The organism is uncultured Methylobacterium sp., assembly GCF_964251405.1.
In the GTDB taxonomy this organism is placed as follows: Bacteria; Pseudomonadota; Alphaproteobacteria; order Rhizobiales; family Beijerinckiaceae; genus Methylobacterium.
In genome coordinates this window covers 1-19,574 of sequence record NZ_CAXUJR010000003.1, presented here as the reverse complement: position 1 = coordinate 19,574, position 19,574 = coordinate 1, and the positions used below count along the sequence as shown (strand labels likewise).

At 69.1% G+C, this 19,574-nt stretch carries 15 protein-coding genes and 2 pseudogenes; 6 read left to right on the top strand and 11 right to left on the bottom strand.

The features are described from left to right. From ACFE7U_RS01360 to ACFE7U_RS01340, 5 genes and pseudogenes are all read right to left on the bottom strand, one after another. A pseudogene (locus ACFE7U_RS01360) lies at window positions 1-160 on the bottom strand (TIGR01620 family protein); the annotation flags it as partial. A 220-nt stretch (window positions 161-380) separates the two neighbouring features. Beyond that, window positions 381-1,820 carry a YcjX family protein gene (locus tag ACFE7U_RS01355; protein ID WP_375407929.1) on the bottom strand — a complete coding sequence of 480 codons (1,440 nt, stop codon included), beginning with the start codon at window positions 1,818-1,820 and terminating at the stop codon, window positions 381-383. A gap of 120 nt (window positions 1,821-1,940) precedes the next feature. Continuing rightward, window positions 1,941-3,185, bottom strand: coding sequence for a hypothetical protein (locus ACFE7U_RS01350; RefSeq protein WP_375407928.1), 1,245 nt, complete (start codon window positions 3,183-3,185; stop codon window positions 1,941-1,943). 59 nt (window positions 3,186-3,244) lie between these two features. Then, window positions 3,245-3,784 (bottom strand): histidine phosphatase family protein, encoded by a 540-nt coding sequence (locus tag ACFE7U_RS01345; RefSeq protein WP_375407927.1) that lies wholly within the window; start codon window positions 3,782-3,784, stop codon window positions 3,245-3,247. Between the two features lie 20 nt (window positions 3,785-3,804). Further along, complete coding sequence (locus ACFE7U_RS01340; RefSeq protein WP_375407926.1) at window positions 3,805-4,785, bottom strand: aldo/keto reductase; 981 nt, start codon at window positions 4,783-4,785, stop codon at window positions 3,805-3,807. A gap of 225 nt (window positions 4,786-5,010) precedes the next feature. Here ACFE7U_RS01340 and ACFE7U_RS01335 point away from each other — a divergent pair, with 225 nt between their 5' ends. Then, a complete protein-coding gene (locus ACFE7U_RS01335; protein WP_375407925.1) occupies window positions 5,011-6,042 on the top strand; it encodes a hypothetical protein in 1,032 nt (343 codons plus the stop codon). 88 nt (window positions 6,043-6,130) lie between these two features. On the opposite strand, the gene ACFE7U_RS01330 is transcribed toward ACFE7U_RS01335, so the two are convergent. Beyond that, the gene (locus ACFE7U_RS01330) at window positions 6,131-6,976 is read right to left on the bottom strand and encodes an AAA family ATPase (RefSeq protein WP_375407924.1); all 846 of its coding nucleotides are present in this window, start codon (window positions 6,974-6,976) and stop codon (window positions 6,131-6,133) included. A 115-nt stretch (window positions 6,977-7,091) separates the two neighbouring features. Here ACFE7U_RS01330 and ACFE7U_RS01325 point away from each other — a divergent pair, with 115 nt between their 5' ends. Continuing rightward, window positions 7,092-7,394: a hypothetical protein gene (locus tag ACFE7U_RS01325; RefSeq protein WP_375407923.1), complete on the top strand. Its 303-nt coding sequence runs from the start codon at window positions 7,092-7,094 to the stop codon at window positions 7,392-7,394. After that, complete coding sequence (locus tag ACFE7U_RS01320; protein ID WP_375407922.1) at window positions 7,391-7,828, top strand: PIN domain-containing protein; 438 nt, start codon at window positions 7,391-7,393, stop codon at window positions 7,826-7,828. The genes ACFE7U_RS01325 and ACFE7U_RS01320 overlap by 4 nt, the downstream gene beginning before the upstream one ends. 69 nt (window positions 7,829-7,897) lie before the next feature. On the opposite strand, the gene ACFE7U_RS01315 is transcribed toward ACFE7U_RS01320, so the two are convergent. Together ACFE7U_RS01315 and ACFE7U_RS01310 are read right to left on the bottom strand one after the other, a co-directional pair. Then, window positions 7,898-8,548, bottom strand: a complete 651-nt coding sequence (locus ACFE7U_RS01315) for a hypothetical protein (RefSeq protein ID WP_375407921.1) — start codon at window positions 8,546-8,548, stop codon at window positions 7,898-7,900. Beyond that, window positions 8,545-9,720 carry an ATPase gene (locus ACFE7U_RS01310; protein WP_375407920.1) on the bottom strand — a complete coding sequence of 392 codons (1,176 nt, stop codon included), beginning with the start codon at window positions 9,718-9,720 and terminating at the stop codon, window positions 8,545-8,547. Before ACFE7U_RS01310 ends, ACFE7U_RS01315 begins: the two co-directional genes overlap by 4 nt. A gap of 374 nt (window positions 9,721-10,094) precedes the next feature. Between ACFE7U_RS01310 and ACFE7U_RS01305 the strand changes: the two genes are divergently transcribed. Then, complete coding sequence (locus ACFE7U_RS01305) at window positions 10,095-11,921, top strand: cation:proton antiporter (protein WP_375407919.1); 1,827 nt, start codon at window positions 10,095-10,097, stop codon at window positions 11,919-11,921. Window positions 11,922-12,188: 267 nt separating this feature from the next. Here the strand turns inward: ACFE7U_RS01305 and ACFE7U_RS01300 are convergent, their stop codons facing one another. Then, window positions 12,189-12,653, bottom strand: a complete 465-nt coding sequence (locus ACFE7U_RS01300; RefSeq protein WP_375407918.1) for a hypothetical protein — start codon at window positions 12,651-12,653, stop codon at window positions 12,189-12,191. A gap of 337 nt (window positions 12,654-12,990) precedes the next feature. Between ACFE7U_RS01300 and ACFE7U_RS01295 the strand changes: the two genes are divergently transcribed. Beyond that, window positions 12,991-14,166: a VWA domain-containing protein gene (locus ACFE7U_RS01295; protein ID WP_375407917.1), complete on the top strand. Its 1,176-nt coding sequence runs from the start codon at window positions 12,991-12,993 to the stop codon at window positions 14,164-14,166. A 6-nt stretch (window positions 14,167-14,172) separates the two neighbouring features. Here ACFE7U_RS01295 and ACFE7U_RS01290 read toward each other — a convergent pair whose 3' ends face one another. Together ACFE7U_RS01290 and ACFE7U_RS01285 are read right to left on the bottom strand one after the other, a co-directional pair. Further along, window positions 14,173-14,493: a 2Fe-2S iron-sulfur cluster-binding protein gene (locus tag ACFE7U_RS01290; RefSeq protein WP_375407916.1), complete on the bottom strand. Its 321-nt coding sequence runs from the start codon at window positions 14,491-14,493 to the stop codon at window positions 14,173-14,175. 216 nt (window positions 14,494-14,709) lie between these two features. Beyond that, entirely contained in the window at window positions 14,710-15,042 is a 333-nt protein-coding gene (locus ACFE7U_RS01285) for an Hpt domain-containing protein (protein ID WP_375407915.1), read from the bottom strand. Between the two features lie 282 nt (window positions 15,043-15,324). Here ACFE7U_RS01285 and ACFE7U_RS01280 point away from each other — a divergent pair. Further along, window positions 15,325-19,574, top strand: a pseudogene (locus ACFE7U_RS01280) (hypothetical protein); the annotation flags it as partial.

The following is a 19,574-nucleotide window of genomic DNA, read 5'->3' as shown; positions in this document are numbered from 1 at the left end:
TCGGCGCCACCGGCACCGGCGTCCCGTCGGCGGCATCGACGATCTCGAAGGGTTCCTCGACGAACCGCACGGTGCTTGGCGGAGGAGCGATGCCCTCGGGCGCTTCGGCGGGGTCGGCTGAGGGGATACGGAAGGCGCGGGGGCGCTGGGTCGAGGTCATGGGCGGACCTTTTCGCGGCAAACGACCTTGGGACTGGTCCGACGGCCGGACTCATCGGGCGCGACGCTCGCCCCTCCTCCTTGTGGGGAGGGGGCAGGGAGGTGGGGGTAGGAGGGCGAGCCTCTGCGGAGGCCAGCGGAGCCACCCCCACCTCCGGCTCCTCCCCACAAGGGGGAGGAGAGGCGGGAACTCATGCCATGGGCATCATCCAGAAACCGCCTCACGCGAGCTTGTCCCCGATCAGGAACTGCATGGCCCGGTCGAGACGGATCTGCGGCAGGTGGCCGGGGCGGCCGAGGGCATCGGGCCTGACCAGGGGCGGGCGGAAGCGGGGAAAGCGCAGGGAGCCCGGCGGCACGGCCCCGTCGAGGACGTCCTCGGGCCGCGCCGGCAACTCGCCGGGGAAGATCGCCGCCTCGCCAAGGCCGTCGAACCTCTCGTCGCCGACGACCTCGCCGGCCTCCGGCGTGCCCGAGACCGCCCGCAGACGCTCGTCCCCGTCGTGGATCGTGGTCTCGCGGGTGGCACGCACGGAGGCGAGCGCCACGGTGCCGACCCGGGCGCCCGCCGCCTCGGTCCGGCGCATCGCGCGGGAGACGAGGAGGCGCAGGAGCGCGTCGAGGTGGTCGTGGCTGGTCTGGTGGAGGTGGTCGGCCTTGGTCGCGGCGAACAGGATGCGCTCGGCGCGCGGCGCGAACAGGCGAGACAGGATGGTGTTCCGGCCGATGCGGAAGCTGAGGAGCACCGCGTCGAGGGCCTCTTCCAGCTCGGCCAAAGCCGCGGGTCCGGCATCGACGGCGGCGAGCACGTCGACGAGGACGATCTGCCGGTCGACCCGCTGGAAGTGGTTGCGGAAGAAGGGCTCCACCACCTTCGTCTTGTAGGCCTCGAACCGCCGCTCCATGAGGCCGGCAAGGCTGTCCGGGCTCGGGGTCTCGCCGAGATTGTCGAGGGGCGCGAAGGTGAGGGCCGGCGAGCCGGCCAGATCCCCGGGCATCAGGAACCGGCCGGGGGGCGTCGTCGCCACGGCCTCGGGCCCGGCGCGCAGGGCGGAGAGATAGGTCTTGAAGGCCGTGCTCGCATGCTCGGCCACGACCTCGTCGAGGGGACCTTGGGGATCGAGTCCCTTCAGGGTCTCGAGCCAGGGGCGTGCGGCCTCGCCCCGGCCGCTGCGGCGGGTCCCGGCGATCGTGGCGCGCGACCAGCCTGCATAGGTCTGGTCGATCAGGGCGAGGTCGAGGAGCCACTCGCCCGGATAGTCGACCACGTCGAGCATCAGGGTGCCCGGACCCGAGCGCCAGCCGCCGGCGCGCTCGTACTCGATGGCGAGCCGGAACTGGCTGATGCGGTCGGTGGAACGCGGCCAGGTCCGTGCACCCGTGAGCGCAGCGACATGATCCTCGTAGGGAAAGCGCGGGACGTCGTCGTCGGGCTGCGGCACGAGGCGGGCACGGCGCAGGCGGCCTTCCTGCGAGGGCGCGAAGGCCGGCAGCGCATGCGCCTCGACGAGGTGGTGGATCAGGGCCGTGGTGAAGACGGTCTTGCCCGAGCGGGCGAGGCCGGTGACGCCGAGGCGCAACGTCGGCTGGATCAGGAGGTCGCTTGACGCCTCGGCGAAGGCCCGGACCGCCGAGCCGGCGCGGGCGGTGAAGCTGGTCATGGGGAGGCGTTCATCGTCGGCGGGAGGGGGATCGATCGGGCCGGCCTGAGGTGGCGTTCGGTGGTCGTCGCCGCAAGGTTCGACGGGAAAGGCTTGGCGGGAGCCGATGCGTGGCGCGGCTCATGGTCCCGTCGCGGGCGTCATCCTGGCGACGACTGGCGCGAGGCGGGCGACCGCCGCCTCGACCAGGGCCGGGCCTGCCCGCAACGTGCCGAGTTCCACCGCCGACATCGCCAGCATCACGGGTGCGAGGTTCGGCGTCGGCCGGCCTTCGGAATCGAACAGGAGGAGATCGTCGTCGACCTTGAGGCCGACGCCGGCCGCGATCCGCGTGGCATAGTTGCGGATGCGGGTCTCGTCGTTGGCGCAGAGGGGTGCGGGCACGCGCAGGTCGAGGAGCGGAATATGGGGCAGGCCCGCGGCGATGGAGGGCAAGGCCGCCGATTCCGCCGCCAGCCGATCGGCCAGGATCACCGAGGTCGCCGGCCTCGCGAACGGCCGCGAGGTCGACGGCTTCGGCGGTGCCGACCGCGCGGTCACCTGGGGTTTCACGAGGAGTTCGGACGGGCGCACCAGCAGGACGGACGGTTTGGCGATGATCACCGATGGCCTGACGAGGAGGCCGGGCGCCGGAGCCGGGCGCGCGGGTTCGGCCGATCCCTCGGGCGCTGCGCCGGCGAGGCGGACCCGCGGCGGCGGGACGGCCTTGCCCGATCGCGCCATCAGCGCCCGGGCCGACCAGGGTTGCACCCGCAACGGTCCTCCCGACGCGCCCACGACGCGCCCCGGCGCCCTCACCGGGACCCGGCGGGCGAGGTAGCGGGCGCGAAGGGTCCTGCGAAGGCCGAGCGGCGCGACATCGGCCGAGACGCCCCCCCTGGACGGCGATGCGACACCGGGCAGCCGGCATTCCGCCGGTGCCCAGCGCCGGACGATGGCGAGCGCGCTGCGGCGGCCGAGGTCGCGATAGTAGCGGCGCAGCAGCTGGGCGGCCGCATCGGCGCCGGCAGCGGCGCTCGCGAAGCCGGTATGGCCCTCGGCGTCGGCACCGATCTCGCCGTTCCAGCGGGCGCTCTTGATGCACCAGTAATTGTTCAGCCGAACGCAGCGGGCGACGAAGGCCGGCTCGACCACGGCGTAGCGGGCTACCAATGCGAGGGAGGCCGGTCGCAGGGACTGGCCCGCCTCGACGCGCCAGTTGGACACCGCCCGCGCATCGGCCGCGAAAACCGGCGCAGGCTCGGGAGCCGGGGCCGGCAAGGCGATGCGGGCGCCGAGCTCGCTTATCCCCCGACGCGCGGCATCGATGCCGGTCCCGGCACCGGGAAACAGGGTGGTGGCGATGACGATGGCGGTCAGGAGCACGGGAAGCCGAGGTGACAGGCACGGATCTCGGCAACGGTCTCACGCCGAACCCGGTTCAATCAGTCCGCATCCTCGCCCGCGATATCGCGCGGACGCACGAAGCGCTCGAGCCGTCCGGCCCCGGCGTCGATGCCCGCCCAGGCGTCGATGGAAAGATCGATGACCGCGAGTGTCGCCGTCGGGAACTCCGCCGCCAGCCGTCGGCAGAGGTCCTTGGGACCATCTCCGACGAGCTGCGTGGCGAGTTCCTGAAGGCCCGGATTGTGGCCGATGACGAGCAGGGTGCCGGCCTCGTCGGGGGCCGACCGGATCACTGCGAGCAGCGACTCGACGGGCGCCTCGTAGATGTCCCCGGCGATCTCGCATGGCAGATCGCCGAGGGATTCGGCGACCGCCTCCCAGGTCTCGCGGGTGCGCCGCGAGGGCGAGACGAGGACATGGTCGGGCTTGAGGCCCTCGCCCGCCATGTAGGAGCCGACGAGCGGCGCTGTTCTGCGCCCGCGCGGGTTGAGGGGACGGTCGAGGTCGCCGACGCCGGCCGGACGATCCGACTTGGCATGGCGGAGAAGGATGAGGCGGCGGGTTCCGGATCGAGCCAAGGCGTCTTCCAATCTTTCCTCTACAGATAGCCGACGACCGGGTGTGGCACGTAGAGCGCCTCCAGCGTCGCCACCTCGGTTGAGGTGAGATGGAGATCGAGGGCCGCGACCGCATCGTCGAGGTGCTGGGGCTTCGAGGCACCGATGATCGGCGAGCACACGCCCGGCTTCTGCGCCACCCAGGCGAGCGCCACCTGCGCGCGCGGCACGCCGCGGGACGCGGCGATCTCCGCCACCCTGGCGACGATGGCGCGATCCGCCTCCTCGGTCGAGGCATAGAGCTTGCGGCCGACCTCGTCGGTATCCTGGCGGGCGCTGGTCTCGTCCCAGTCGCGGGTGAGCCGCCCGCGGGCCAACGGGCTCCAGGGCAGGATCGCGACCCCCTGGTCGGCGCAGAGCGGGAGCATTTCGCGCTCCTCCTCCCGGTGGAGGAGGTTGAGGTGGTCCTGCATCGTGGCGAACCGGGTCCAGCCATGGAGATCGGCGGTGAACAGCGCCTTGGCGAATTGCCAGGCGAACATCGACGAGGCGCCGATATAGCGGGCCTTGCCGGCCTTCACCACGTCGTGGAGCGCCTCCAGCGTCACCTCGATCGGCGTTTCGTAGTCCCAACGGTGGATCTGGTAGAGGTCGACGTAGTCGGTCCCGAGCCGCTTCAGGCTGGCATCGATCGCCGAGAAGATGGCCTTCCGCGAGAGCCCGCCGGCATTGGGCTGGCTCTTCAGGGGGAAGTAGCACTTCGTCGCCAGCACGATCGCGTCGCGGTCGGCGAAGTCCCGCAGTGCCCGCCCGACGATCTCCTCGCTGGTCCCGTCCGAATAATAGTCCGCGGTGTCGAAGAAGTTGATGCCGAGATCGAGCGCCTTGCGGATCAACGGCCGGCTCTCCTCTTCGCGCAGGGTCCAGGGATGCGGCCCGCGATCCGGAATGCCGTAGGTCATGCAGCCGAGGCAGAGGGGCGAGACGTCGAGGCCGGTGCGGCCGAGTTTCTTGGTCTTCATCGAGGACAATCCCGGGAGGGCAACGCGGGCGGCGCGTCCCTTATCTGGGCGTGGCCTCGTCCGTGTACAGGGCCACCTCCGGCTACGCACCGCATCGGGACACCTCGAGCCGTCACAAGGGACCGCTGACCGTCCGCATTCATTATCTCTCCACCTCTCTGTGTTTGACTAGACTGACGAGGGCAAGACTAGACCCCTCGAATCCTCCTGACCCGTGAGCGTGCGGTGGCAACGATCGTGACGACCGGTGCGGGGGCCGTGCCCCGGCAGACCACCCGGATCGACGGGTCGGAAGCTCCCGTGAGCCGAGGGGGCGAGAAACCCACCGAGGCGCTGGCTCCGGCGGTCCGGATCACGATCGGGGCGGCGTCGAGCAGCACCAGCGAGAGGATCGTGGTCTATGGCCGGGCCGGAACGCTGCAGGGCGCCGGCCACAGCCTCACCACCGACGAAACGCCCGACTCGGCCGAGGCCAACCCCGCCGACGTCCTCGATCGCAAGCTCGCGGAGGGCCGCAAGGAGCTCGCCGCTATCCAGATCAAGCAGTTGAAGGTCGCGACGCGCGATGCCGGCGTGCTCGCGCTGCTCGATCCCCGCGCGGCCATCACGTATGCCAAGCATGCGGCCAACGCGTTGTCCGGGGCTGCGCGCGCGTTCGGAGAGGGCGAAGCCACGATCGCCGAGGTCGAGGACAGGACCCTGGCGGAGGCGGCTCCCGACGCGGTCACGGCGATCGCGCACGACGTCGTCACGCAAACGGTGGCCCTCGACCTGGCTGCGACGGGTCAGGCCGAAGGCTACGACGCCATCGACGCCGCCATCCGTCAGCTCGTGAACGCTGATGCCTGGACCGGCGAGGCAGCGGAATCCGGTCGAACGGCTGCGACTGGCGACCAGGACGCCACGCTCCTTCTGCGCCTTGAAGGAACGACGCGGATCGAGGCGACCACCATCGTGACCGTGCGGGGCGAAAGCGCGCCAGCATCGCTCGAGGCCAGCATCGGTGCGGAACGGTCGGACCGTCTCGGCGAGGACGCCGAGGTCATCAAGGATGCGATTTCGACCCTTCGGCATCTCGCCCGGCTCATCGCCGCCTCGACCAAGCGGCTCCAGGAGGCCGGTGGTCTCGACCTGCGGACGGCTGGTGAGCTGTCGGAGGCACAGAACGCGTTCTCGGACGCCATCGCCGATACGACGCGCGCGGCATTGCCGGTGGTGCGGGCCGGCCATTCGATCCTGCCCGACGACGGCGAGTGAGGATGCTACGGGATCGATCCTGAAAGCGGGCACCACGTCCCTGAGGAGTTCCTGCTGCAACAGTGCGGTAGGGCATGGAACCAATGCCCTACCGCCCCTCCCGCCGCATCATGAAGGCCAGCTTCTCGAACAGGCTGACGTCCTGCTCGTTCTTCAGCAGCGCGCCGTGCAGCGGCGGGATCAGCTTGCGCGGGTCGCGCTCGCGCAGTTGCTCCGGCCCGATATCCTCCGACACGAGGAGCTTGAGCCAATCGAGCAGTTCCGAGGTCGAGGGCTTCTTCTTGAGGCCGGGCGTCTCGCGGACCTCGAGGAAGATGCGCAGGGCCTCGGCGACGAGGCGCTGCTTGATCCCCGGATAATGCACCTCGACGATGGCCTGCAGCGTCTCGGCGTCGGGGAACTTGATGTAGTGGAAGAAGCAGCGCCGCAGGAAGGCGTCCGGCAGCTCCTTCTCGTTGTTCGAGGTGATGATCACGATCGGGCGCCGCTCGGCCTTCACGATCTCACCGGTCTCGTAGACGAAGAACTCCATGCGATCGAGCTCGGTGAGGAGGTCGTTCGGGAACTCGATGTCGGCCTTGTCGATCTCGTCGATGAGCAGCACCGGGCGCTCGGGCGCGGTGAACGCCTCCCACAGCTTGCCGCGGCGGATGTAGTTGCCGATGTCCGAGACGCGCGGGTCGCCGAGCTGGGAATCGCGCAGACGCGAGACGGCGTCGTACTCGTAGAGCCCCTGTTGCGCCTTCGTGGTCGACTTGACGTTCCAGGTCAGCAGCTTTGCGCCCAGTCCCTTGGCGATCTCCTCGGCGAGCACCGTCTTGCCGGTGCCGGGCTCGCCCTTCACCAGGAGCGGGCGCTCGAGGACGATCGCGGCATTGACCGCCACCGTGAGGTCGTTGGTGGCGACGTAGGCGTCGGTCCCGGTGAAGCGCATCTTTGTGCCGTTCTATGATGAGTGGGAGATGGCGCGGTCGCCTGCTGGCCGGCGTGACCCCTTGTCCATCGCCAAGCGACTGGATATATCGCCGGATATAAGACGGGGATTGCCCATGGACAACACGGCACAGCAACGGGCACTCAGCAAGTACCGCGCCCGGCTGAACGAGCGCGGACTCGTGCGCTTCGAGGTGCTCGGCCGCGGTGAGGATCGCGCCTTGGTCCGCGACCTGGTGCGGCGGCTGGCCGAGGACGGACCGGCGGCTCTTCAATTGCGCAGGACCGTGACCATGGCGGTGAACGGCGAGCCTTCGCCCAAGGGTGGCATCCTCGCTGCCCTTCGGCGCTCGCCCCTCGTCGGCTCCGGAATCGACCTGACGAAGACACGCCACGCAGGGCGCGACATCGATCTGTGAAGCGCTTCCTGCTCGATACCAACATCCTCAGCAATCTGATCAAGCCCGCGCCGTCGGATGCGCTGCTCGCCTGGATGGCGGAGCAGAGCGACGAGACGTTGTTCATCGCGTCCCTCACGATGGCGGAGATCAAGCGCGGCATCCTGCAACTCCCATCGGGTCGGAAACGCGCCGGGATCGAAACTTGGTTCGCCGGCCCGTCCGGGCCGCCGACCTTGTTTGCCGGTCGAATCCTACCGTTCGACGAGCCGGCGGGGCTGGTCTGGGCCAGACTGATGGCGGCGGGAAAGGCGCGAGGCCGCCCGCGCGATGCACTCGATATGATCCTGGCGGCCATCGCCGAGACTCACGGATGCATGGTCGTGACCGACAACGAGCGGGACTTTGTCGGGCTGGATTTCGTGAACCCGCTGCAACCCGTCCGGGGATCGTGACGAAGCGGGGCCATTTCTCGCGGCATCGCAGTTGCGAGCTCCCAAAATCATCGGCGACGTCTCTCGCCCCTACAACCCCTTCCCGTCATGCCAGACGCAGTTCGACGCCAGGATCGCGAGATTCACGTCCGACTTGACCGGCTGCGGCAGGGTCTTGCCGTCCATGGCCAGATCGATCTTGATCTCGACTTGACCCTTCTGCTCGTTGGTGCGGCGCGAGAAGTAGCAATATTGCTGGAACGGCGCGTCCTCGTTGGCCTTGAAGTTCCAGCCGGTGACGATCTGCCCGTCCATGTAGGGCACCTGCTTGAACACCGTGAAGCTGGTGTTGACGGCGGCCTTGGAGGCGGGGGCGGCGTCGCTGCCGAGTTGCGCCTTGGTCGGCGTCGGGGTCGCGGCCTGCTTCGGGAATCCGCCTTCGAGCTTGAGGATGTTGTCGGTGAGCGTGACCTCGCCCTTGGTCTTCAGGGTCACGTCGGACAGCGCCGTCTGCATCGCCGCGGCGATCTTCTCGGCGGCCGAGTCGAACTGGTTCATGGTGGCGTAGCCGTAGAAGGCCGCGCCGAGGCCCGCCCCCGCGAGCGCCGCGAAGGCGCCCGCGCCCAGGGACCGGAACAGGAACGCGCGGGCCGCGGTCATGCGCGCCTCCGCGCGCAGGCGCCCGTTCACGCTCTGCGCGAGAACGATGTTCTCGGGGGTACCATGGGCGTGAAGGCTCATGCCCCCGCCCCCGCGTTGGCCGCCGGTCGGCGGTCCATCGGGATGACGGCACCGGAGGCCGCCTCACGAGCGGGCGGCTTCTGCTGCAAGCCCATTTCCTCGCGCAGCGCGTCGGTGATCGAGTCGAGCATGAAGGGCGTCGCCGCCGGGTCGACCCTGGCGCCGAGGTCGTCCTCGTCCATGAAGGTGCTACGGACCGAGACCGAGCACAGCGCGAGGATCGTCGAGGCGAAGGCGGCGCAAAGGGCCGGCACGAACACGAAGATGCGCAGGAAGGCGTGCACCTGTGCCTCGCTCACATCGATCGGATCGACGCCGTAGACCATCGCGGTGAAGGAATGGAGTTGCGAGCGGTTGACCGCGTTGCGGTAGGTCTGCTCGGCATCCGCGACCTTGCGGTCGGACGCACCCCGGTCGAGCTCGCCGCGCGCCTTGCGGGCCTCCTCCAGCGATTTCACCACGACGGCGCGGTCGGTGCCGGCCTTGGCCACGCTGGCGTTCAGCGTGGCGGTGCGGGGATCGGTGACGCATTTCAGGTTGGAATAGCGTTGGCCGCGGCTGTTGGTGCCGGAGATGCGCTCGCAGCGCTGCGCTGGCAGGCCGGCGAGCTGGGAGGCGTTCTCCGCCGAGCGCTTCTCGATCTGGTCGAGCTCGGTCGTGTATTGCACCACGCGGGCATCGGCCGCCGAGATCCGCGAATCGATCGTGCCGCGATCGGCCTGCGCGTCCTTGAGCGCCGTCTTGGCTTTGGCGGCGTCCATCAGGCGGGGATGGAACATCATCTCGCCGAGCTGCGACACCGACTTCGTCGTCACGCCCGCGGCGAAGACGATGCCGATGATCGCGAGGACGCGGACGATGTAGGAGCGCTGCGTGCGGGCCAGGATGCCGAGCGGAACGCGGCACAGCTCCACCGCCGCGTAGACGAGGGGAGCGAGCAGCATGAAGTAGAAGGAGCGCTCGTCGCCGTCGCTGTAGTAGCCGGCGAACAGCCACGCCCCCCAGAGCGAGGCACCGATGACCATCGCCTCGACGAGATAGGCGATGCCGACATAGCCCCACTTGATGCGGTAGCCCTTCTCGACATGGCGGTCGTGACGCCATTGATCCGTCTCACGGATCCAGGCGCGGCGCTCGCGCTGGACGTCCCTGCTCGGCGGGTTTCTCGGCATGAGGCACTCGGGTTTCGATACGCGACGACGGCGGGTTTAACACCGGGTTAAGACAGCGCCTTATGCGGCTATTGTGCCGTTTTTGCGCCATAGCCCATGATGGCGGGGCCGACGGCTTCGTCGGCGCGACCCCTGTGATCGCCCCGAGCCACCGATCCTGAGTTCCGGACCCGGAATGAGGCTTGCCTCAGGGGGTCGCGTCGCGCAAAGCCCAACGCACGCTTCGACCTTCCACGACCCGACGCCGCACGCCGGCCGAACCACCCTTCTGCGGGTCGGAGGCCCTTGGCAGCACTTCCCTGTCGATGGCGGCTTGCCGCCGGTGCGGTGAGGCACCCATGATCGCGCAGGCCCCCCACACGAACCGGAATGCGATGACCGAGGTCCACGCCGGCTCCTACAAGGAAGCCATCATCTTCCTCGTCACGGCGGGCGTGGTGGTGCCGCTGTTCCATCGGCTGCGCATCAGCCCTGTGCTCGGCTTCATCGGGGCGGGTGCGCTGCTCGGGCCTTTCGGGCTCGGACGTCTGGCGGAGTCGAATCCCTGGCTCGGATACGTCACCATCGGCAACCGCGAGCAGATCGCCCATCTCGCCGAGTTCGGGGTGATCTTCCTCATGTTCATGATCGGGGTCGAACTGTCGTGGCAGAGGCTGCGCACCCTGCGGCGCCTCGTCTTCGGCCTCGGTTCGATCCAGGTGATCGCTTCCTCGGTGGTGATCGCCGCTTGCCTCCATGCCCTCGACGTCGGCTTCGCGGCCGCCATCGTGGTCGGGCTTGCCCTCGCCCTGTCCTCCACGGCCGTCGTGATCCCGGTGCTCGCCGAGCAGAAGCGTCTCAACACGCCCGCCGGCCGCGCCAGTTTCGCCGTCCTGCTGTTCCAGGATCTCGCGGTGGCGCCGATGCTGTTCGCCGTCGCCGTCCTCGGTCGGCGCGACGGCGCCGATGTCGGCTCGGCCCTGGCCATCGCGCTGGGTCAGGCGGCGGTCGCCCTCCTCGTGATCGTCGTCGCCGGGCGGCTCGCGCTGCGGCCCCTGTTCCAGCTCGTGGCCCGGACGCGCTCGCCAGAACTGTTCATGGCCGCCTGCCTGCTCGTCATCGTCGCCACCGCCCTCACGGCGGCGGCGAGCGGCCTCTCGATGACGCTGGGCGCCTTCATCGCGGGGTTGCTGCTCGCCGAGACCGAGTATCGCCGCGCCATCGAGGCGACCATCGATCCGTTCAAGGGACTGCTGCTCGGCGTCTTCTTCGTCTCCGTGGGCATGGGGCTCGATCCGGCGCTGCTCCTGTCGGCGCCCAAGACCATCCTGGGCCTGGCGCTCGGCCTGTTGATCATCAAGGCGGCGGTGATCGTGGCGGCAGCCCCGTTCTTCCGGGTCGCGCGGTCGGTGGCCCTGGAATCGGCGCTGCTGCTGGGACCCGGCGGCGAGTTCGCCTTCGTGCTCATCGGCGGCGCCGTCGCGGGCGGCCTCGTGCCCGACGAGGTCGGCCAGGCGGCCCTGATCGTCGCCACGGTGACGATGATCGCGATTCCGGCTCTGGCGATGCTGGGGCGGCGGCTCGGGCGCCGCCTGTCCTCGACGCAGCTCGGCCGCGCCCGCGCAGAGCCGTTGCCGGGCCGGCAGCAGAACCGCGTGATCATCGCCGGCTACGGCCGCGTCGGGCGCCTCGTCGGGGAGATGCTGGCGCGTCACAAGATCCCCTATCTCGCCCTAGATGCCGACGCGGCGCGGGTGTCGGAGCAGCGTCGCCTCGGGAATCCGGTCTATTTCGGCGATTCCGCCAACCCCGAACTGCTGCGCCGCTGCGACATCGCGACGGCGCGAGCCCTCGTCGTGACCCTCGACAATCCGAGGGCCGTGGAGGCCGTGGTCGAGGCGGCACGGGCCGAACGGCGCGACATCACCATCGTGGCGCGAGCCCGCGATGCCCGCCATGCCGCCGCCCTCTACGAACTCGGCGTCGACGATGCGGTGCCGGAGACGATCGAGGCGTCCCTCCAGTTGTCGGAGGCCGTGCTGGTGGATGTCGGCGTGCCGATGGGCCTCGTCATCGCGTCGATCCACGAGCGGCGGGACGAGTACCGGGCCATGCTCAAGCGCAAGGAAACCGAGGTGCGCCCGGCGTTTCGCGCCCGGCGCACCGTCGGCAAGGCCATCGCCGAGCCGCCCGACGACACGCCATCGATCAAGCAGGCGTGAGCGGGTGGGCGTAAGGACGAGCCGTCATCGGCCGTCCGAGGCAGCCGGCAAAAAATATGGCGCTCATAGATCTGTGTTATTGTCGAAGCGATCGCCCCAAGCAATTCTGCGCACGACGCAAGAAGTCGGATATCCAGATACGGATACTTTCGCGACTGCGATAGCGTTAAAAGCTGGTTGGTTGCCGGGAACTGGCTGAACCTCTAGTCGGCGTGGGTCGGTAACGACTACAGCGACCTGCAATCCGAACGGATATTGTGTCGAGGATTAGAAAAGCCGGCCCTGGCAATGGGTTGGCAGGTTCGGCTTTGTCGGCTTTGGGATGGGCGTGGCGTCGGGGCGGTCACCGGGTTTTCGCGGAAGGCGGCGAACGCCGACGCGCGCTCGCGGTTCGGTGCCGATGGCGAAGCTACAGCGATACACGATCTCGTCCGGCGGCCCGAGGGCGGAGTCGAGGGGGACCGTGACCGTGTCCCCTGCGTAGCGCCACTTCCGCGTGCCCTTGTCCCAATAGAGCCAGATCATCGTTGGGTGGCCCTTGATGGCGAAGACGGCGGCCTTCTTCGACAGGGCCTGAATGGTCCGGGGTTCGTACATCCCCTTTTCGCGATAGGCGTCCTGAAATGCCTTCGGCTGACGTTCGATGAACGTGTTTCGGACGATTTGAATCGTCGCTCCCGGCTTCGAGAGAAACCGTTTGAAGTCACTCAAAGATCGCAAGACGACCGCCATTGCGTTCACCCTTACACAAGTCCGGAGAACAAGGCCCTGACCTAGCCGGGACTGTGAAGATGAGCTGTTCGATTCTCGTGACGCTCATGGAGGGGGTACGAACGCTCACGCTAGGGATATCAACAGGAATCGCAGGTTATACCCAGCTTCGTGCAAGGAATCGGTGAACTTTTCCGAGTCACGGCACGGTCGAACACGGCCAAATCCTTTATTCAGCTTGGTGATTCTTTCGCCAGAAGGCTCTTCAATCGCGCGGATCGGGAGCCATGATGGGAGGCCGGGTCTCACGAATGCGGCGCGCCTTGACGCGACCCCCGCCTTCGCGCGTTGTCCGCTCATGCTGCTCCAGTTCTTCACCGAGCTCCGCGCCGCCAAGGTCCCCGTCACGCTGCGGGAGTACCTGACGCTTCTCGATGCCCTCGACCGCAACCTGGCGGACAGGGACGTCGACACCTTCTACCTTCTGTCGCGCACGGCCCTGGTGAAGGACGAGCGCAACCTCGACCGGTTCGACCGGGTCTTCGGCACGGTCTTCAAAGGCATCCAGTCCCTCGGCGAGGCGGTCGAGTCCTCGGAAATCCCCGAGGAGTGGCTGCGCAAGCTGACCGAGAAATACCTCACCGAGGCCGAGAAGGCCGAACTGAAGGCGCTCGGCTGGGACACGCTGTTCGAGACTCTGAAGGAACGACTCGCCGAGCAGAAGGAGCGCCACCAGGGCGGCTCCAAATGGATCGGCACCGGCGGTACGTCACCCTTTGGGGCCTACGGCTACAACCCGGAGGGAATCCGGATTGGACAGGACGGCAACCGCAACTTCCGGGCGGTGAAGGTCTGGGACAAGCGCGACTTCAAGGACCTCGACGATTCCGTCGAGCTCGGGACCCGAAACATGCGCGTCGCGTTGCGCCGATTGCGCAGCTTCGCCCGCGCTGGGGCGGCAGAGGAACTCGACCTCGACGGCACGATCCGGTCGAGCGCGTCGAGGGGCTACCTCGACCTCCGCCTTCGGCCGGAGCGCCGCAACAGCGTCAAGGTCCTTCTGTTCCTCGATGTCGGCGGATCGATGGATTGGCACATCGAACTCGCCGAGGAGCTGTTCTCGGCCGCCCGCGCGGAGTTCAAGCACCTCGAGCACTTCTACTTCCACAACTGCCCCTACGAGCGGGTCTGGAAGGACAACCGCCGCCGTCACGACGAGGGGATGCCGCTCCTCGACGTCATCCGGACCTACCCGTCCGACTACCGCCTCGTTTTCGTCGGCGATGCGTCGATGAGCCCTTACGAGATCGCGATGCCCGGCGGCTCGGTGGAGCACTGGAACGAGGAGGCGGGGCAGGTCTGGCTCCAGCGTCTCCTCAACCATTTCCCGAAAGCGGCCTGGCTGAATCCGATCCCTGCCGAGCATTGGGCCTACACCCAGTCGGTCGCCATGATACGACGTCTCGTCGGCGACCGCATGTTTCCGCTGAGCGTCGAGGGTATCGATGGTGCGACGCGCGCTCTGATGCGTTGACGCTGATCAGCCTTGCCGGGTCGGCGTCGTCACGGTGAGGCCGTCGAGGTCCGGCTTGACGCGGATCTGGCAGGACAGGCGCGAACTCGACCGCACGTCGGAGGCGAAATCGAGCATATCCTGCTCCATCGGCTCGGCCGGCCCGACAATGGCGGCCCATTCCCCGTCGACATAGACGTGGCAGGTGGCGCAGGCGCAGGCGCCGCCGCATTCGGCGTCGATCCCCGGAACGTTGTTGCGGATCGCCACCTCCATGACGGTCGACCCGACCTCTGCGTCCACCGTCCTCGCCGTTCCTGCATGGTCGACGTAGGTGATCTTGGGCATCACTGGCTCCGGGTTCGTCCACCGCGTGTGTGGCCGGTATGGAAGGCGCGCGCCTGCCTTGAAGGGGCGTGCCCCCGAAAGCAAGCGTTCACACCGGTCAGATCGATATTCCCTGCGCCGACGCGGAAGGCCCCCGGCGGTTCCGCAGGAATGCGCACGAACCCGCTTTTGCCGCATGCGGTTCGCACTCACACCGTGGCCTTCGCGCGCGACCGTCTAAGCGCGACCGCTCGCGATCTCTTCGAGCGTGGCGCCGACCGCGGCCGAGAGACGATCGAGGCCGTCCGGCTCGAGGGTGCCGGCGCGCAAATCGCCTTCCAGCATGCCGCAGGCCGCCGCGACGGCGTGGGCGCCGACGCCGACGGCCGACCCGCGAAGGGTATGGGCATGGTCCGCCCGGGCATCCATGCCGAGGGTGGCGTCGCGAATTGCGGGCAGGAGTGCCGCGCATTGCGTCACGAAGAGCTGCAGGACCTCGCAGGCGAGGTCGGCGTCGCCGAAGGTCTGCGCGTCGAGATGCGCGTGGTCGATCATGCCTTGGGGCTGCAATCGGTCCTCCTTCCTGGCGGTGCGGCGTCGGATCGTGTGCTGTCCACAGGCCAGGCCGTCCGGGTTCTCATGCGCTTAAGCATTGAGGCATCATGCGGATGTGGGGTCGGGGGAGCCCGGGCTTCCGCTTGGTAACCATTCGGTTAAGGTTTTTCGGGTGCGCCGAACGGTTCGGGTATCCCGGCGCGGCGTCGAAGTCTAAACTTCCTTGGTAAATCGGTAAAAATGACTCCGCCGGCCGGTGACGAACGGCGCGTCGGGGCTCGCGTAACGAGGCGTTGAATGGCCACGGAAAAGAAGCTCAAGGATCCGGCCGAGGCAGCGCTCTCCGCGATCGAACAGGCTCTGAATCTGGACATGCAGACCCCGGACCGGGACGACAAGCGCGTCGAGCCGCGCTTGCCCGACATCGGCGACGGCGACGATCTCCTCGACCGCAACGGGCGCCTCGCCCCTCCCCGCCTCGAGCTCGACCCGCCGCTGGTATCGGACCTCTCGCAGGGCGAACGGGGCCGTCCGCGTCGCGAAGGCGGCCTGCTGCCGCCGGACCGGTCCCTCGTCGCCAACGACGACCGCCAGAATATCGGCATCCTTCAGCAAACCCTGCGGGTCCGCCCCTCGCCGAAGCCCTACCTCGTCGCCGTCGTCGCCATGCTGACCTGGATCGGTGCCCTGGTGGCACTGGCTTGGAACCAGTCCGGCGGGGACCTGAGGGGCTTCGCCCTCGGGTTGACCGCCCTGCAGGCCGCCGTCGCCGCCACCGTCGTGGTGGGGCCGACCGTGCTGTTCCTGATCATGGCGATGCTCGCCGTGCGCGCTCAGGAGATGCGCCTCGTCGCGCGCGCCGTCGGCGAGGTCGCGATCCGGCTGGCCGAACCGGAGAACTTCTCCACCGACGCAGTCCTGACCATGTCGCAGACCGTTCGCCGCGAGGTCGCCGCGGTGGGCGACGGCGTCGAGCGGGCGCTCGCCCGGGCCGGCGAGCTCGAAACCCTCGTGCGCGGCGAGATCGCCACCCTGGAACGCGCCTATTCCGAGAACGAGATCCGCATCCGCTCGCTGGTCGACGAACTCGTCGCGCAGCGCGAATCCATCGTCGCCAATGCCGAGCGGGTGCGCGGCGCCATCACCGGCTCGCACCAGAACCTGACGGCCGAGCTCGACGGCGCGGCCGAGCGCATCGTCGCCGCGGTGACGGGGGCCGGCGACCGCGTCACCGGTGCTCTCGACGCCCGCGGCGAGGCCATCACCACGGCCCTCGGGGACCGCGGCGACGCGATCACGTTCGCTCTCGGGGAGGCAGGCGACAAGGTCGTCGGTCTCGTCTCGGAGCGTGGCGACCTCCTCGTTCAGCGCCTCGTCGCAACCAGTGATGGCGTGCGCGGCAGCCTGACGGAGGTCGGCAACGTGCTGGCACAGTCCCTGGAGAGCCGTGCCGGCGAGGTCACCACGGCCTTCGAGCGCACCGGCGGCATCCTCACGGCGACCCTCGCCGACAATGCCGGCGCGGTCGCCCGGACCCTCGCGGAGACCGGCGCCGACGTGATCTCGGCCCTCAACCGCCAGGGCGGCGCCGTGCGCCAGAGCTTCGAGGAATCGGCCCGATCCCTCGAGACGACCTTCCTGTCCCGCGGCACCGAGCTGACGGAGCAGTTCTCCTCGACGGGCGGCACAATCACCGCGCGCTTCGCCGAAACCGGCGACGCCCTGCGCGAGCATTTCGCGGCCACCGGTGCGTCCTTGGCCGAGGATATCGCCAGCCGCGGCGCCACCCTTCGCGCCGAGATCGAGGCGGTGGGCGCGGGCATCTCCGACCTCATCGAGGCCCGCAGCCGCGACGCGCAGGCCGGCCTCGTCGAGGCCGCCACCGGCATCGTCGATACCTTCGGCGCCCGGACGGGAAGCCTGCGCGACGAGCTCGTCGCCTCGGCGACGAGCCTCGCCGCCGATGTCGGCGCCAAGGGCGACGAACTCGCCGAGCGGATCGCCGCCATGGCCGACCGCCTGCACGAGACCGTCACCGTCCAGGGCGGCGGGCTGGAATCGACTCTCAACGCCACCGGCGAGCGGATCGGCAACCTCGTCCTGTTGCGGACGCAGGACGCGACGACGGCCCTCGACGGCGCCTTCCAGGCCCTCGGCCAGACCTTCGAAACTCGCGCCTCGGAGACGGTCGACAGCCTGCGCGCCACGGTCGAGACCCTCGGCAGCGAGATCGACGGCCGCGGCAACCGGGTCGCCGAGATCGTTCAGCGCAGCGCCGAGGAGGCGACGCTCGCCATCGGCACGAGCGCGAGCGAGGCGGTGGAAGCCCTTCGGCTCTCAGCGCAGGAAACGGCTGTCGCGTTGGGAACGAGCACGGGCGAGGCGCTGCAGGCCCTGCGGCTCTCGGCGCAAGAGACCACCACCGCGGTTGAAACCAGCACCGGCGAGGCGATCGAGGCCATCCGCCGGTCCGCGGCCGGGGCGACCGGGGAACTCGACGCCCGCAGCCTGGACGTCGTGAACACCTTCGAGCGCCGCGTCGCCGCGACATCCGACGAGCTCGCGGCCAGGACGCAGGCCGCGGCGGCGGCCCTCCTGCAGACGGTCCAGGGTGTCGGCAACGAGATGAGCCAAAGCGCCGACACGTCCGTGGAGACCCTGCGTCTTGCGGTGCAGGGCATCAGCGAGGACGTCGCGACCCGGGTCGCGGAGGTGTCGGGCGTCCTGTCCCAGGCGTCGGACGGGATCCGCAACGATCTCGCCCAACGCATCCACGAGGTCGAGACAGCCTTCGGGGACCATGGCCGCGGCATGACGGAACTGATGTCCACCCATGCCCAGGACGCGCAGGCGCAGCTCACGAGCACGGCCCGCGCCGTCGTGATGGCGGTGACGACCCAGGGCGAGCGGGTCAACAGCGCGCTGGCCCGCACCGGCGCAAACTTCACCGAGGCCACGGAGAGCCGTGCCCGGGACATCGACACCGTCCTCACCGACCGCCTCGCCGCCCTGATGGAGACGATCTCCCGCGGCGACATCCTCGCCGACCGGATCTCTCGCGATACGGCCTCCCTGACCGAGGTGGTGAGCGGCCAGCTTCAAGAGATGGACCGGGTCATCACGGTCCAGGGCAAGGCGGTGGCCGAGACCATCGCGGAGCGGACCCGTGAGGCCCGCGAGGTAGTCGAGGCCCAGCTCGGCGCCCTCGAGGAGCGGTCGGTCAAGCGCTCGACGGAGATCGGCGAGACCTTCACCACCCTGGTGAACCACATCGACGGCCATCTCGGCGCCCGCGCGACGGCACTGAACGAAGCTCTGGTCGTGCGCACCGGCGAGATGGCGCGCATCATGGCCGAGGGCAGCCGCGACCTCGTGCAGACCCTCGACGCCCGCGCCGACGGCATGGCGCAGGACATCGCCGCCCGCAGCCAGAGCCTCGGCGACGTCCTCGGCCTGCGCGCCGGCGAGATCAGCGAACGGATCGAGCTGCAGACCACCACCCTCGCCCGGCGCCTCGACGAGGGTGTCGGCCGCTTCGACAGCGGCGTGCTGGAGCGCCTGGAGGCGATCGGCGCCGCGCTGGAGGAGCGCAGCCGCCTCATCGACGAGACCTTCGGGACGCAGGCCTTCGAGGCGATCCGCCTCATCGAGAGCCGCACCCGGGCCGTGGACGAAGAGCTGGCCGGCCGCACCCGCGAACTCGTCGCCCTCGTCGAGCAGCGCAGCGGCGGCGCCAACGAGGCCCTGGCGGCACAGGTCGATGCCGTGCGCGCCGCCTTCGCGGAACGTGCCGACGATCTCGGCGCGCTCATCGATGCGCGCACCGCGGCGATGACGAGCGAGCTCGACGAGAAGGGCCGCGAAGTCTTCGGTGCGCTGGGCGGCCGCATCACCGACCTCGCCCGCCTGTTCGACACCGGCAGCGCTTCGCTCGGCGCACTCTTCGATCAGCGCGGCGATGCCGTCCTCGACCGCCTGCGCGAGGTCGTGGCGGAAGCCGACCGGCTGCTTTCCGAAGGTGAGGGCCGCCTCGGCAAGACCCTGGACACCCGGACCGCCGATATCAGCGCGCTCCTCGACGAGGGCGTGCGCACCGTCCACGGCCTCCTCGACGACCGCACCGGAGAGATCAGGGGTCTCCTCGACGGTCATGCCGGCATCCTGGCGTCGACCTTCGACGACCGCGCGAGCCAGATCCGCATCTTGCTCGACGACCGGTCCGGTGCCATCGCGGCGGCCCTCGATGACCGCACCGGCCGCCTTCGCCATCTCGTCGAAGGTCATTCGGACATGCTCGCGACGGCCCTCGACAACCGGACCGACCAGATCCGCGGTCTCCTCGACCAGCATGCCCACGGCATCGCCACGACGCTGGACGATGGTGCGGGCCGGATCCGCAGCCTCGTCGACGGTCACTCCGAAAACCTCGCCACGGCCCTCGACGATCGCACCGACCGACTGCGGGGACTCCTCGACCACCATGCCCACGGCGTCGGCGGGACGCTCGACGACGGCGCGGCCCGCATCGGCAGGCTCGTCGACAACCA